The organism is Nocardia sp. NPDC058497 (assembly GCF_042720195.1).
Taxonomy (GTDB): domain Bacteria; phylum Actinomycetota; class Actinomycetes; order Mycobacteriales; family Mycobacteriaceae; genus Nocardia.
On sequence record NZ_JBHXMY010000033.1, the window covers coordinates 7,401 to 21,775 of the forward strand.

The window sequence follows — 14,375 nt, forward strand, 5'->3', positions numbered from 1 at the left end:
CTCCGGGCGGGCGTGCGGGCCCGCAGCTCAGGGCCGGCCCCCTTTTCGCGTCACCGCTACCGGGGGCCGTTTTCCCTCGCGCGCCGGTGTCCGGTGTGTCGCCGCGGCCGGGAACTGGCAGACTGTCAGGCGTACCTGCACGTCCACCACTGACTAGGGACTGACTTCGACGATGGACTTCCTGTTTCCGCTGCTGATTCTCGCCCTGCTCGTGCCGATGTTCTTCGGTATCCGCAAACAGAAGCGGGAGGCCGAGAAGGTCTCGAGCATGCAGGAGGGTCTGAAGGTCGGTGACCAGGTCATCACCACGTCGGGCCTGTACGGCACCGTCGTCGACCTCGACGACACCACCGTCGACCTGGAGATCGCCGAGGACGTCGTGACCACCTGGCTGCGCCAGGCGATCCGTGAGGTGCGTGCCGAGGAGCAGGCGGCCGAGGAGACCACCACCACCGCCACCGACGCCCCCGTCGAGGAGTCCGCGGATCAGACCGAGACCCGGCTGACCAAGGACTGATCACTCCCGTCATCGCCGGTGCGCGCGCTCCGCGTCGCGTACCCGGCGCGGGCACTGCCGTGCCCATCGTTCCGACCTCGACTTCCGCCTAGGAGATGACCTGCTGTGCCACCTTCCCAGGGATCGGCGCATCCGTTCCGGCTGCTCGGCGTCTACGCCGCGCTGCTGGCCGTGATCTACGCGCTGGTGTTTTTCACCGGTGATCATTCCCCCACGCCCAAGCTCGGTATCGACCTGCAGGGCGGCACCCGCGTCACCCTGACCGCGCGCACCCCCGACGGCAGCAGGCCGAGCCAGGACAGCCTGAAGAAGGCCCAGGAGATCATCGAGAACCGGGTCAACGGCCTCGGCGTCTCCGGCTCCGAAGTGGTCATCGACGGCGACAACATCGTCATCACGGTGCCCGGCGAGGAGAGCCAGCAGGCCCGCGCGCTGGCCACCACCGCCAAGCTCTACATCCGTCCGGTGCTGGCGGCCACCCAGCCGCAGGCCGGTGGCGCCCAGGTGCCCCCGACCCAGCCCGGCGCGCCACAGACCCCGGCGACCGATACCCCGGCGCCCGCCGAGACCACCGCCCCCGCGGCAGACGAGCCGACCACCCCGGCACCGCAGTCGCGGGTGTTCCCGGCGCAGGCGCCGCCGACGCCGACCCCGGCCCCCGGTGGCGGCAGCGTCCAGCAGCAGCAGGCCAAGGAGATCGCCGACGCCAAGGCGCTGCGGCAGAGCACCGATCAGGCCGTGCAGCAGGTCGCGGTGGCGAGCATGGACTGCACCAAGCCCGACCCGCTGGCAGGCAACGACGACCCGGCGCTGCCGCTGGTCACCTGCTCGCAGGACGGCACCGAGGTGTTCCTGCTCGGCCCGAGCCGCATCGACGGCCAGGAGATCGCCGACGCGACCTCCGGCCTGAACACCCAGCAGGCCCGGCACGAGGTGAACCTGGAGTTCAAGTCCGCCGGTGCCGATGCCTGGAAGGATCTGACCGGTGAATACGTCTACAAGAGGGTCGCGTTCGTACTCGACTCGAAGGTGGTCAGCGCTCCGCAGGTGCAGCAGGGTCCGCAGCTGGGCGGGCGCACCTCGATCTCGGGCAGTTTCACCGCCGACAGCGCGGCCGAGCTGGCCAACACCCTGAAGTACGGTTCGCTGCCGCTGTCGTTCCAGACCTCGGAAGCCGAGACCGTCTCGGCGACGCTCGGCCTGTCCTCGCTGAAGGCGGGTCTGCTGGCCGGCGCGGTCGGCCTGATCGCGGTGCTGCTGTACTGCCTGCTGGTGTACCGCATGCTCGGCCTGCTGGCCGGGTTCTCGCTGCTCGCCGCCGGTGTCGCCGTCTACGGCATCATCGTGCTGCTCGGGCGCTGGATCGGCTTCACCCTCGATCTGGCCGGTATCGCCGGTCTGATCATCGGTATCGGCCTCACCGCCGACTCGTTCGTCGTGTTCTTCGAACGCATCAAGGACGAGATGCGCGAGGGCCGCAGCTTCCGCTCGGCGGTGCCGCGCGGCTGGGCCAGGGCGCAGCGCACCAACCTGTCCGGTAAGACCGTCAGCCTGATCGCCTCGGTCGTGCTGTACCTGCTCGCCGCCGGTCAGGTGAAGGGCTTCGCCTTCACCCTCGGTATCACCACCGTCCTCGACGTGATCGTGCTCTATCTGGTCACCGCACCGCTGATGATGCTCGCCGCGCGCTCGCCGTTCTGGGCGAAGCCGTCGGTGAACGGTCTCGGCTCGGTGCAGCAGATCGCCAGGGAACGCGGTGCCGGCCAGGCTCGGCCGAAGGAGATGTCACGATGAGCAACACCCATCCCACCGAGGAAACGGTGTACCTCGACAAGGCCGAGCCGTCGCAGGGCCCCAAGCACGGGTTCTTCGAACGTCTCTACACCGGCACCGGCGGATTCCGGATCGTCAACCGGCGCAGGTTCTTCTACGCCCTGTCCGCGGCGATGCTGCTGATCTCGCTGCTCAGCATCGCGGTGCGCGGCTTCACCCTCGGCATCGACTTCGAGGGCGGCTCGCGCATCCAGATCCCCGCGGCCGACAACGTCAGCACCCAGCAGGTGGAGGACGTCTACTCCGAGACGCTCGGCCACGGGCCGGTGACGGTGCAGCAGGTCGGCTCCGGCGCGGCCGCCACCATCCAGGTGCGGTCGGAAACCCTCGACGCGGCCCAGACCGAGCAGGTCCAGACCGCGCTGTTCGAGGCGTTCCAGCCCAAGGACTCCGACGGTGAGGTCAGCCGCAACGCCATCAGCATCGCCGAGATCAGCGAGACCTGGGGCGGGCAGATCACCCAGAAGGCCTTGATCGCGCTGGCGGTGTTCGTCGCGCTGACGATGATCTACATCGCGATCCGCTTCGAACGGGACATGTCGATCGCGGCGATCGTGTCGCTGTTCTTCAACCTGATCGTCACGGCGGGCATCTATTCGCTGGTCGGGTTCGAGGTGACCCCGGCCGCGGTGATCGGTCTGCTCACGATTCTGGGTTACGTGCTCTACGACAATGTCGTCGTCTTCGACAAGGTCGAGGAGAACACCCGCGGCGTGCTGCACCTGAACAAACGCACCTACGCCGAGCAGGCGAACCTCGCCGCCAACCAGACCCTGATGCGCTCGATCAGCACCACCGTCATCGGCATCCTGCCGATCATCGGCATGCTGGTGATCGCGGTGTGGCTGCTCGGCGTCGGCACGCTGAAGGACCTCGCGCTGGTGCAGCTGGTCGGCATGATCGTCGGCGCCTACTCCTCGATCTTCCTCGCCGTCCCGGTGCTGGTGTCGATCAAGGAACGCTGGGGTCCGGTGGCCGCGCACACCAAGAAGGTGCTCGCCAAGCGGGCCGGTGGCGGGGTGAGCCCCCGGGTGCCGGTGGCCGCAGGCGCCACCCGCGGCCCGCGACCGGCCGACGCGCCGGCGCCGCGGCCCGGCGCGCGGCCCAGCGGGAAGCGCCACAAGCGAAGGAACTGACGGCGACAGCAGGGGGTCTCATCATGCGACGCGGCACGATTCGACTGATCACCGTGCTGGCCACGGCGGCCGTCACCACCGGCCTGGTGGCCGGGTGCTCGAGCAAGAACCAGGTGCCCTCCATCGGGTACGCCGTCGACGCGGCGATCGCCAGCTACAACGGCGGCAGCACGCTCGGGGCGAGCAGCGGCGCCGCGGCGGTGTTCGGGCGGGTGCTGACCGGGTTCTTCTACACCGGACCCGACGGTCAGCAGGTCGCCGACACCGACGCGGGCACCGCGAAGGAGGTGCCGGGCGAGACGCAGACCGTGCAGTACCGGCTCAACCCGGACGGGGTGTACTCCGACGGGGTGCAGACCTCCTGCGACGATCTGGTGCTGGCCTGGTCGGCGCGCTCGGGCCGGTTCACCCGCCCCGGCGACCGCGGCCCGGTCCCGCTGTTCGACGCGGCGAGCACCGCGGGCTACGCCGACATCGAGCGGGTCGACTGCCAGCCGGGCTCCAAGGACGCCACCGTGGTGTTCCGGCCCGGCAGGCACTACCTGCCCTGGCGGACCCTGTTCACCGCGGCCGAGCTCATGCCCGCGCACGTGGTGGCGCAGGCGGTGGGCGTGCCGAACGTGGTGCACGCGCTGCAGACCGGCGACGGCGCCGTGCTCGGCCGGATCGCCGACTTCTGGAACTCCGGCTGGACCATGAAGCCGGGTGGGCTCGACCTCACCAAGTTCCCGTCCTCGGGGCCGTACCGGATCGAATCCTTCAGCGCGAAGGACGGTTTGGTGCTCGTCGCCAACGAGAAGTGGTGGGGGAGCGCGCCCGCGACCAGCCGGATCGTGGTGTGGCCCAAGGGCACCGACTACGCCGCCAAGGCGAAGGAGAACGCGCTCGGCGTCGTCGACCTGGGCGCCGGATCGGTCTCGGATCTGAAGCTCGACGGTTTCGAGGAGCAGACGATCGCGAGCCGCAGCGCCGAACAGCTCGTGCTCGCCACCGACGGCGTCTTCGGCGCGCCGGAGGTGCGCCGCGCGTTCGCTCAGTGTGTGCCACGGCAGGCGCTGTTCGACACGCTGGGCAAGGCGGGGGAGATCCCGCCGAGCGGTCTCGGCGCCGGGCCGTTGAACGCCCATGTGGTGCAGCAGGATTCGCTGTATTACCCGGCGGTGATCGGTGCCGCCGACCGGTACAAGGGAGCCGATATCCCGGCGGCCACCGCGACCCTGGCCTCGGCGGGCGCCGCGCAGCCGACCGTCCGGATCGGTTACCTGGCGCCGGACGCGCGCCGGGCCAAGACGGTGGCGATGATCGCCGATTCCTGCCGCGGCGCGGGCATCAGCGTGGTCGACGCGGGCGCACCGGATTTCACGCCCGTCCGGCTGTCCGAGGGTGCGGTCGACGCGGTGCTCGGCGGCACCGCTGCAGTTCCCGGGCCTGCCGGATCGACCACCGGCGGCGCGGCGTTCGCGGCGTTGCGGGCCGGTAGCGGCCTCAATGTCGGTGGCTTCGCTAACGGTCGCTACGATGCGATCACCGATCAGCTTGCGGGAGAGACCAACTCGACCTTCACGCTGAACCTGCTGACCGAGGCCGAGAACCTGCTGTGGGCGCAGCTGCCGAGCATTCCGTTGTTCGCGACGCCGCGCACCATCGCCTTCGGCACCGGCATGCAGAACGGGATCGCCGGGCCGACGCAGGCCGGTACCGGCTGGAACATGGATCGCTGGGTGTTGCAGCGATGAGTAGTGGTGGCAGTCACGCGGGGCGTGACCGTGACGGAGAGGTGTCGATGAGCAAGCACGCGGTGGTCGAGTCCGACGACCAGGTCAGTGAGCGGACCAGCAGGGCCGCCGACGCGGTGTCGCGGCTGACCCGCTGGCACGACGACTTCCCCACGCCGGGTGTGCGTTTCGCCGATCTGACCCCGGTGTTCGCCGACGCCGAGGGCTTCCGGGCGGTCATCGACTGCTTCGCCGCCGTTGCGCCCGACGCCGATCTCGTCGCCGGTGTGGACGCGCGTGGCTTCCTGCTCGGTGCGGGTGTCGCCGCGACGCTGGGCACCGGCGTGCTCGCCATCCGCAAGGGCGGCAAGCTGCCACCGCCGGTGGTGTCGCGCGAATACCAGCTCGAATACGGTTCCGCCGCACTGGAGATCCCGGCCGACGGCGTCGAACTCGAGGGCAAGCGCATTCTGCTGCTCGACGACGTGCTCGCCACCGGCGGCACCCTAGCCGCCGCGGCCGCGCTGTTCAAGGAGGTCGGCGCCGAGGTGGTCGCGGCCGCTGTCGTGCTGGAACTCGAGTTCCTGAAGGGCCGCGAGCACCAGGGCGACTACCCGCTGACGTCCATCGTCAAGCTGTAACCGTCAGCGGGGTGCCCGCCACATCGGCCACAGCGGCGGCCCGCCGGGAATACGGAGCTCACCGGTGACGGTGAAGCCGAAGCGTTCGTACAGCGGGACGTTGTCGGGGTTGCTGGATTCGAGGTAAGCGGCGGCGCCCTCGGCGTCGACGCGGGCGAGCCGCGAGCGCAGCAGGGCGCTGCCGTACCCGGCGCCGCGGGCCTCGGGGGTGGTGCCGAGCATCGCCAGGTACCAGTGCGGTTCCTTCGGATGGTGGTGTTTGATCAGGTCACCGACGGTTTTACCGGCCTGGATGCGCCGCCCGAACCCGCGGATCAGCCCGGGCATGACACGTAGGTCGGTGGTGAGATTGCTCTGCCAGCGGTTCGGCGGGGTCCACATCGCCACTCCGGCGACGGTCCCGTCCTCGTGGAGCGCCAGATCGGACGCGTCGAGCGGGAAGAAGACGTGCCGTGCCACCGCACCGAAGAACCGGGGGAGTCCGGCGGCTCGCCTGCGCTCGTCCGGCAGGATCCAGCTCATCACCGGGTCGTGCCGGAAGGCCGCGCCGAGCGCGTCCGCGGCTGCCCGCACGTCACCCCGTTCGGCGGCACGTACTCGCTTCGGCTCCGACATAACAGTCCTTTCGATTTCACTGGTACGGCCTTCGATGGTTGGAACACACGTTAGCGTTCCACTCCGACAGGTCCGGCGCTCACGACCACCGGTAGCGAACCGGTCCGAGTTGCCCGCCGCGCATGGTCGCCCGGCAGATCTGTTCCTTCAGCAGGGCGGCGCTGCCGTGGGTGAGCACCAGCTGGGGCAGCGGGCGATCGGTGAAGTCGGTGAACTGGACGAGCGCGTTCTTGCGGCCCAGACTCACCGCCTGGCCGATGTACCTGCGGCGCAACGGTTTCGGTGCCTGACCCGCGTGCAGCCGCAGCACCGTCTCGGCGGCGTGGATGCCGGACGGGATGGCAGCCTGACAGCTCATGCGCAGCGGGTCGGCGCTGCGGGGGACATGCTGTGTCCCAGCTCGCCGGTCACCAGATGCACACGCGCCGAACCACTCTCGGCCAGCTCGGCCGCGACTTCGATCCCGGTGAGGCCGCCGCCGATGACGGTGACCACCGCCCCGGTTTGGCAGCGCGCGCAAGCGGTGCCGGGCTCGTTCGGCTTCGGTCCAGGTGCCGAGGGAGACGGCGTGCTCGGCGGCGGCCAGTCGTTGCGCGGCGCTGATCCCGGCATAGCCCGCGCCGACGATGACGACGTCAGCGCTCATGTCCCTCCCCTTGTTCGCGATCGTCTTCCACGATAGGTGAGCCGCACCGCACTACCGGGCTCTGCGTGAGTGGGCTCACGGTGCCGAAAATAGGGGTGGCGCGACGGTGCGCCGGAGTGTTATCAATGAATGGTCTTGTTCCCGGCGATCGGAGTCACGCGTTGATTTCTTGAGGTAGCGCTCCCGGACGGTCCGCATTCTGCGCACCGTGTTTCCGTCGCACCTCAAGGGGATCCGCATGACCTCTCTTTCCTTTTCCAATCTCACCTTCCACTGGCCGGATGGCACCGTCGTGTTCGACGGCCTCGACGGCGTTGTCGGTCCGGGCCAGATCGGTCTGGTCGGCAGCAACGGTGCGGGCAAATCCACGCTGATGCGGTTGATCACCGGTGCGTTGCGCCCGCTCCGCGGGTCGATCACGGCGCCGGGACGGATCGGCTATCTGCGTCAGGACCTGGGCATGCAGACCGGCCGGCGGGTCGAGACGGTGCTCGGCATCGCCGAGGTGCGCGCCGCGTTGCAGCGCATCGAAGGCGGCATCGGCGAGCCCGCGGACTTCGACACCGTCGGCGTGCAGTGGCAGATCGAGGACGAGGCGATCGCCCTGCTCGGCAAGCTCGGACTCGACTATGTCGCCGGTTCCGTCGCCGACCTGGACCGCACCCTCGACACCCTCTCCGGTGGCGAAACCGTGCTGCTCGGGCTCGTCGCGGAACTTCTGCGCGAACCCGATGTGCTGCTGCTCGACGAGCCGACCAACAATCTGGACGCGGTCGCGCGCGCCCGGCTCTACGAGGTGATCCGGCAGTTCGCGGGCACCGTCGTCGTGGTCAGCCACGACCGGGAACTGCTGGACCGGATGGACGGCATCGCCGAGCTGCGGGCAGGCGAGATCCGTTCGTTCGGCGGCAATTTCAGCGACTACGAACGGATCATCGACCAGGAACAGGAGGCGGCGCGGGCCGCGGTGCGTGATGCGCGCAGCGATGTGCGCAAGCAGGCGCGCGAACTGGTCGACGCGCGGACCAAACTGGATCGCAGGCAGCGGTTCGCGCAGAAGGCGCAGGACAACAAGCGGGTGCCGAAGATCGTGGCGGGACTGCGCCGCAACGCCGCCGAGGTGTCGGCGGGCAAACTGCGCACCTCCCACATCGAGAAGCTCGACACCGCGCGCGAAACCCTCGACCAAGCCGCGGAATTGGTGCGCGCGGATCGCGAGATCAGGATCGAGCTGCCCGGCACCCGGCTGTATCCGGGGCAGGATGTCGTCACCCTCGAGCAGGCGCGGCTGGCCAACGGCCCGGTGGTCGATCTGCGGGTGAGCGGTCCGGAGCGGATCGCGCTCACCGGCCGCAACGGTGCGGGCAAGACGACATTGCTGCGCCGGATCGTGGCGGAGCGGCCGAAGGTGGCGTGGCGGCTGCTGCCGCAGCGGCTCGACGTGTTCGACGAGCAGCGCAGCGTGTTCGAGAACGTGGCCGCGGCCGCACCGCACGCCACCGCCGAGCAGATCCGGGGTCAGTTGGCGCGCTTCCTGTTTCGCGGCGGCGATGCCGACATCGCGGCCTCGGCGCTGTCCGGCGGGGAGCGCTTGCGGGCCGCACTGGCGACGCTGTTGCTGGCCGAACCCGCGCCGAAACTGCTGATGCTCGACGAGCCGACCAACAACCTCGATCTGCCCAGCCTCGCGCACCTGACTCAGGCGCTGGCGAGCTTCGAGGGCGCGCTGATCGTGGTCAGCCACGACGCGCGGTTCCTCGACGACATCGGGGTGACCCGCACCCTCGAGCTCACCCCCGAGGGGCTGGTCGAGTAGGACGGAGGCCCTCGGCAACTACCTGACCCGCTCCCGGATCGGCGGCAGGAGTCACCTCCGGCGGCGGTCAGCCCAGGAGGTCAGCCGCGCGATTGACCTCGAGTGCCTTGCGCAGCCACTGCTGCAGTTGATCGAGGTCATCGCAACCGAGGATTCGCTCGCGGATCTCGGCGGGGACGGTGATACCGCGAGCGTCGAGCACTGTCAGCACGGACTTGGCCTCACCGCGAGCTTCGCCGCGGGCCTCGCCCCGCGCTTCGCCTGCCGCGAAGTCCGTGCGGGCGCACTCGCTGCGGTATTCGTAACCTTGGAGCCCGGCGGCCATCAGTGCCTCCCACTCGGATCGCGCTGCACGGGCAGCGTCGACAGGATGAAGTCATAGTACAGCGCGGCGCGGTCGCCACCCAGGATGCTCGGTCGGTGCGAGCACCGTGGCATCGCCCGGCACGGTGGTTATCGACTCGTATTCAGGTAGGGGGCAGCCCAATTCGGTCAGCAACGGGGCGACGAGGGTCGGTTGCTGTTGGAAGAGATCGATCACCACTTCGTGCGGAGCCGACGGCATGTGCCAGAAGGTAGCCGACGGGACCGACAATCAGCGAATCCGCTGGGGCTCTTGACGATCGTTGTTTTGGTTGATTAGACTAAAACAACGAAAACCGAGAGGGGAGTGGTTCTGATGGGATACGGGCATTGGGATGACAGTGCGTATCGGGCGGGGAAGACGTTCCGGGCGCGGGCTGGGGTGGATGACTTCGGGTATACGGCGGAGATGCGGGAGCAGCCGTATGACACGTGGTGTGCGCATCCGTTGCTGGATCCGTTCGGGGTGGGGGTTCGGGAGTGCCGGGATTCGGCGGAGCATGGGAACTCGTTGCCGGTGGCGGTGTTGTTCGACGTGACCGGGTCGATGGGCCGGGTGCCGCGGATCATGCAGGACAAGCTCGGGAAGTTGCACGGGCTGTTGAAGAGCAAGGGGTATGCGCAGGATCCGCAGGTGCTGTTCGGGGCGATCGGGGATGCCGATACCGATCGGGTGCCGTTGCAGGTGGGGCAGTTCGAGTCCGACAACCGGATGGACGAGCAGTTGCGATCGATCCTGCTCGAAGGCGGCGGTGGCGGGCAGAAGTCCGAAAGCTATGAGCTGGCCGCCTATTTCATGGCGGAGCATGTCGCGACCGATGCGTGGGAGAAGCGCGGGAAGCGCGGGTATCTGTTCGTGATCGGCGACGAGCTCAACAAGCCGCGGCTGGCGGCCCGGCACATCCGGTCGGTCATCGGCGATCATGTGCGGCGCGATGTGTCGGTCGAGTCGATCTACCGCGAGCTCGCGCAGCGGTGGCACATCTACTACATCCTGCCGAATCAGTCGTCGTACTACCGGGATCCGGAGATCGCCGAGCACTGGCGGGGACTGCTCGGGCAGAACTTCCTGAAGCTCGACGATCCCGGCGCGGTGTGCGAATTGATCGCGCTGACGATCGGACTGGGGGAGGACCGGGTCGACGTCGACACCGGGCTGGCCGACCTGCGCGATGTCGGATCGGTGGCCGAGGCCGACGCCGTCGGCCGGGCGCTGGGTTCGAAGCCGGCGCGCGGTGTGCGGGCGCTGCCGCCCGGTCGGTGAGGTACGAGAAGGGAAGGAGCGCTGCCATGTTCGGTGCCGGGCACATCGTCGTCGTCGATCTGGGATTCGGTGACGCGGGCAAGGGCGCGACCGTCGACTGGCTGTGCGCACCGGAGGCGGACCTCGAGGTGGCGGCGGTCGTGCGGTTCAACGGCGGTGCGCAGGCCGCGCACAATGTCGTCGCCGACGGCCGCCACCACACCTTCGCGCAGTTCGGCGCGGGGACCTTCCACGGTGTGCCGACCCTGCTCTCGCGGCACATGCTGGTGGAGCCGATCGCGCTCGCCGCCGAATCCGGACAGCTCGCCGCGCTCGGCGTGCGTGATCCGCTGGGACTGCTCGCCGTCGACGGTCGCGCCCTGCTCACCACGCCGATCCACATCGCGGCGAACCGTGCCCGCGAGGACGCGAGGGGTTCCTCGCGGCACGGTTCCTGCGGCCGTGGTATCGGCGAAACCGCCTGGTATGCACTCGAACACGACGCGCCGACCGTCGCCGACTGCCGGACGCCCGACGTCCTGCGCGCCAAGCTGGATCGGCTGGCTGCGCACTACGACGAGCTGATCGGCCCGAGCGCGCACGGCTACGAATCGATCGACGCCCTGGTCGCGATGTACGGCGACTTCGCCGGGGCGGTGCGCATCACCGACGACGGTGAACTCGCGCGCACCGCCGCGCGCGGCAGGCTGGTGTTCGAGGGCGCGCAGGGCGTTCTCCTCGACGAATGGCGCGGATTCCACCCGCACACCACCTGGTCGACCGTCGAGCCACGCCATGCCCGCGCCATGATCGCCGGGATCGGGGGCGCCGCAACGGTTCTGGGTGTCACTCGCACCTACATGACCCGGCACGGCGCCGGTCCGCTCCCGACCGAAGCGCCGCTCGGCAACCCGGAGCCGCACAACGGCACCGGCCCGTATCAGGGTGCGTTCCGGCAGGGTCACCTCGACCCGATTCTGTTGCGGTACGCGATCGAGGTCTGCGGCGGGATCGACGGGTTGGTCGTCAACCACCTCGACGTGCCCGGAACACTGTGCGCCGCAGCCGCATACGACACCGGAGCAGGCATTGTCACCGACCTGATCCCGGGCCGCTGGCGTGATCTCGAGCATCAGCATCGGCTGACCGACCAGTTGTCCGAGGCGACTCCGATCCTCGAGCCGGTCCACGGTGACCCGGCCGACTGGCTCGCCGACCGTCTGCGCGTGCTGGTGGCGCTGACCGGCCACGGCCCGGATCGGCGGGACCGTGTTGCGCGTGATGAATCGGCGTTCGGCGGTGCTTCGACGCCTGCGCCGGTCGAGCCTGTCGGCCACGGACTGGATCGGCGGGAGCGCATCGTTCGTCTCGAACCACCGCTGGCACGAGCTCAGCGAACAGCGTGCCGGTGGGCGCGGACGGCGGCGTCTCGACTGCCGAACAGTCCGCATGAGTGAGCGTGCGATAGCGGGCCGTGGGATGCGCCCGCAAGGGGCCCGCGCTGCGGACCGCGGGTACCGCAGCTTCGCATCCGGGGCGTGCGTGCGGCAGGATGGGACGACGTGGAGCAATCCGTTGTGTCGATCGATGTCGTGACGTTGCGGTGCTGGGATGCCGACAGCGGGGTGCGCATCGGGATCGCCGCGCGCGAGTTCGCACCGTTCACCGGTGAACTCGCGCTGCCCGGTGTGCTGCTGGGGCGGGGTGAGCGCCTGGCCGAGGCCGCTCGGCGTGCGGTGCACACCAAACTCGGGGTGCCGATGGCGGCGATCGGCGCGGTCGGTCAGCTGGTCACCTTCGATGAGCCGCACCGTGATCCGCGCGGGCCGACGCTGTCGATCGCCATGTGGGCTGTCGTCGCCGAGCACGAAGGGCCCGCCGAGTGGGTCGATTTCGACGAGGTTCCTCCGCTCGCGTTCGACCACAACCGCATCGTCGACACCAGCCGCGGGCTGCTCGCGGGGATGCTGTGGAAAGACCAGGCCCTCACCCGCGCACTCGCGGGCGAGGAGTTTCCCGCGACCCGAGCGGTCGACCTCAGCACCTCCTTGCACGGCACCCGCCCCGACCCGGCGAACCTCAACCGGACGCTGGCCGCGATCCCGGGTCTCGACCGCACCGGCGAACGGCGACGGGTGAAGGCCACCGGGCGACCCGCCGTCGTGTGGGCGTTCAGCGACAACGAGGCGTAACTGACGGTCGCCGGACGACCCGCGGTCGGTGGTGACTAGGCCGACGCGGCGAGTTCCTCGGCGAGGACAGCGACGGTGTCGCGGATCTGTTCTTCGGTGTGGCAGGCGGTGACGAAGAAGCGCAGCCGCGCGAGGTCTTCGGGCACCGCCGGATAGATGATCGGATTGACGTTGATCCCACGGCGCAGCAGCGTGTTCGACAGTCGCATCGTCTTCAGCGAATCACCCACGATGCACGGGATGATCGGGGTGTCGTGGCTGTCGCCGGTGTCGATCCCGGCGGCGCGGGCCAGCTCGAGGAACAGCCGGGCGTTGTGCCGCAGACGCTGCAGCGGTGTGCCGTCGGCCCGGAGCTGCCGGATCGCTTCCGCCGAGGCGGCGGCGTTCATCGGCGTCATGCCGACGCTGTAGACGAACCCGGGCGTCGTGTACTTCAGGAAGCGGATCAGTTCCGCGCTGCCCGCCACATATCCACCGCATCCGGCCAGCGCCTTCGACATGGTGCCCGACCACAGTTCGACATCCCGGCGGTCGACGGCGAAGTACTCGCCGATGCCGCCGCCGTGCGCGCCGAGCACGCCGATGCTGTGCGCCTCGTCGATCATCAGCAGCGCCTGATGCTTCTTCTTGATCTCGATGATCGCGGGCAGGTCGGGGATGTCGCCGTCCTGGCTGTAGACGCCCTCGATGAGGATCAGGACCCGGCGGTAGCGGTGCCGCAGCTCGCCCAGCAGCCGGTCCAGGGCGGCATGGTCGTTGTGCGGGAAGGGCCTTCGCGTGGCGCCGGACAGCACGCAGCCCTGCAGGATGCTGTCGTGGGCGAGGCTGTCGTGGATCACCAGGTCGTCGGGTCCGACCAGGTGCCCGATGATGGTGACGTTGGTGGAGTGGCCGCCGACCAGCGCGATCGCGTCCTCGGTGCCCAGCAGCGTGGCGAGTTCGGCCTCCAGCTCCCGATGGACCGGTTTCTCACCGGAGAGCACCCTGCTGGCCGAGCAGGAGCTGCCGTAGCGGGCGACGGAGTCCTGCACTGCCGCGACGACCGCCGGGTGGCCGGACAGCCCCAGGTAGTTGTAGCTGGAGAAGTTCACGACCGGGACACCGTCGATCAGCGAGGTGTCGCGGGTGACGCCGTCGTTGACCAGGAAGTACGGGTTGTCCAGTCCGAGCGCCGCCGCGCCGGCGAGCCGGTCCTCGATCGCCTTCACCTCAGAGAAGTCGGCGATCCGGTACTCCGGGGTGACGGCCACCGGCGCCGGTTCGGGAACCGGCGCGGGGGCGGGAACGGCCGGGGCCGGAGCGGGTGTACCGACGACCTGACTGGTGACGTAGTCGACGACATCACCAAGGGTGGTCGCGGCGCTCGGCCAGGACGGGTCGACCTGGAGTCCCGGCAGCTTGCGCATCAGGCCACCGAACAGGTCCGAGAGCATCATCGAGTCGAATCCGAGCTCGCCGGTGAGGGTTTCGGTATCGCGGAGTCGGTCGACGGAGTACCCGCTGACGCGGCCGCACTCCGCGCGCACGATGCCGGCGATCGCGCCGGGGTCGACTGCGGGTACCGCCAGCGGCGAGGCGAGGGTCGCGGCGGCACCCCGCGCGAGGGAGGCGGGGGGGCCCGGCGCCCCCCGCGCCCCCACCGCGGTCTGTTGGCGGGA

General features: G+C 69.4%; 13 protein-coding genes. 9 read left to right on the plus strand and 4 right to left on the minus strand.

The window, feature by feature from the left end:
* Positions 1 to 172: 172 nt before the first annotated feature.
* The 5 genes from yajC to ACFWPJ_RS04330 all read left to right on the plus strand — a co-directional run bounded on the left by yajC (position 173) and on the right by ACFWPJ_RS04330 (position 5,842).
* Positions 173 to 517 carry a preprotein translocase subunit YajC gene (gene yajC / locus ACFWPJ_RS04310; protein WP_378846997.1) on the plus strand — a complete coding sequence of 115 codons (345 nt, stop codon included), beginning with the start codon at positions 173 to 175 and terminating at the stop codon, positions 515 to 517.
* A 105-nt stretch (positions 518 to 622) separates the two neighbouring features.
* Positions 623 to 2,311 (plus strand): protein translocase subunit SecD, encoded by a 1,689-nt coding sequence (gene secD / locus ACFWPJ_RS04315; protein ID WP_378847000.1) that lies wholly within the window; start codon positions 623 to 625, stop codon positions 2,309 to 2,311.
* On the plus strand, positions 2,308 to 3,486 hold the full coding sequence (gene secF / locus ACFWPJ_RS04320) for a protein translocase subunit SecF (RefSeq protein ID WP_378847003.1): 1,179 nt from the start codon (positions 2,308 to 2,310) through the stop codon (positions 3,484 to 3,486). Before secD ends, secF begins: the two co-directional genes overlap by 4 nt.
* A 23-nt stretch (positions 3,487 to 3,509) precedes the next feature.
* Entirely contained in the window at positions 3,510 to 5,222 is a 1,713-nt protein-coding gene (locus tag ACFWPJ_RS04325) for an ABC transporter substrate-binding protein (protein WP_378847005.1), read from the plus strand.
* 47 nt (positions 5,223 to 5,269) lie between these two features.
* Positions 5,270 to 5,842, plus strand: a complete 573-nt coding sequence (locus ACFWPJ_RS04330; protein WP_378847008.1) for an adenine phosphoribosyltransferase — start codon at positions 5,270 to 5,272, stop codon at positions 5,840 to 5,842.
* 3 nt (positions 5,843 to 5,845) lie between these two features.
* Here the strand turns inward: ACFWPJ_RS04330 and ACFWPJ_RS04335 are convergent, their stop codons facing one another.
* Together ACFWPJ_RS04335 and ACFWPJ_RS04340 are read right to left on the minus strand one after the other, a co-directional pair.
* Positions 5,846 to 6,457, minus strand: a complete 612-nt coding sequence (locus ACFWPJ_RS04335; protein ID WP_378847011.1) for a GNAT family N-acetyltransferase — start codon at positions 6,455 to 6,457, stop codon at positions 5,846 to 5,848.
* 79 nt (positions 6,458 to 6,536) lie between these two features.
* Positions 6,537 to 7,103, minus strand: coding sequence for a hypothetical protein (locus ACFWPJ_RS04340; RefSeq protein ID WP_378847014.1), 567 nt, complete (start codon positions 7,101 to 7,103; stop codon positions 6,537 to 6,539).
* Positions 7,104 to 7,341: 238 nt separating this feature from the next.
* On the opposite strand from ACFWPJ_RS04340, the gene ACFWPJ_RS04345 reads away from it, so the two are divergent.
* On the plus strand, positions 7,342 to 8,919 hold the full coding sequence (locus tag ACFWPJ_RS04345) for an ABC-F family ATP-binding cassette domain-containing protein (RefSeq protein WP_378847017.1): 1,578 nt from the start codon (positions 7,342 to 7,344) through the stop codon (positions 8,917 to 8,919).
* 67 nt (positions 8,920 to 8,986) lie between these two features.
* Here ACFWPJ_RS04345 and ACFWPJ_RS04350 read toward each other — a convergent pair whose 3' ends face one another.
* Entirely contained in the window at positions 8,987 to 9,244 is a 258-nt protein-coding gene (locus tag ACFWPJ_RS04350) for a hypothetical protein (protein ID WP_378847019.1), read from the minus strand.
* 354 nt (positions 9,245 to 9,598) lie between these two features.
* Here ACFWPJ_RS04350 and ACFWPJ_RS04355 point away from each other — a divergent pair, with 354 nt between their 5' ends.
* The 3 genes from ACFWPJ_RS04355 to ACFWPJ_RS04365 all read left to right on the plus strand — a co-directional run bounded on the left by ACFWPJ_RS04355 (position 9,599) and on the right by ACFWPJ_RS04365 (position 12,717).
* Positions 9,599 to 10,546, plus strand: coding sequence for a hypothetical protein (locus ACFWPJ_RS04355; protein WP_378847020.1), 948 nt, complete (start codon positions 9,599 to 9,601; stop codon positions 10,544 to 10,546).
* A gap of 26 nt (positions 10,547 to 10,572) precedes the next feature.
* Positions 10,573 to 11,982, plus strand: a complete 1,410-nt coding sequence (locus tag ACFWPJ_RS04360; RefSeq protein ID WP_378847022.1) for an adenylosuccinate synthetase — start codon at positions 10,573 to 10,575, stop codon at positions 11,980 to 11,982.
* A 105-nt stretch (positions 11,983 to 12,087) separates the two neighbouring features.
* Complete coding sequence (locus tag ACFWPJ_RS04365) at positions 12,088 to 12,717, plus strand: NUDIX domain-containing protein (protein WP_378847024.1); 630 nt, start codon at positions 12,088 to 12,090, stop codon at positions 12,715 to 12,717.
* Between the two features lie 35 nt (positions 12,718 to 12,752).
* Here the strand turns inward: ACFWPJ_RS04365 and ACFWPJ_RS04370 are convergent.
* Positions 12,753 to 14,375 (minus strand): aminotransferase class I/II-fold pyridoxal phosphate-dependent enzyme (locus ACFWPJ_RS04370; protein WP_378847027.1); only part of this gene is annotated, 1,623 nt, incomplete at its 5' end.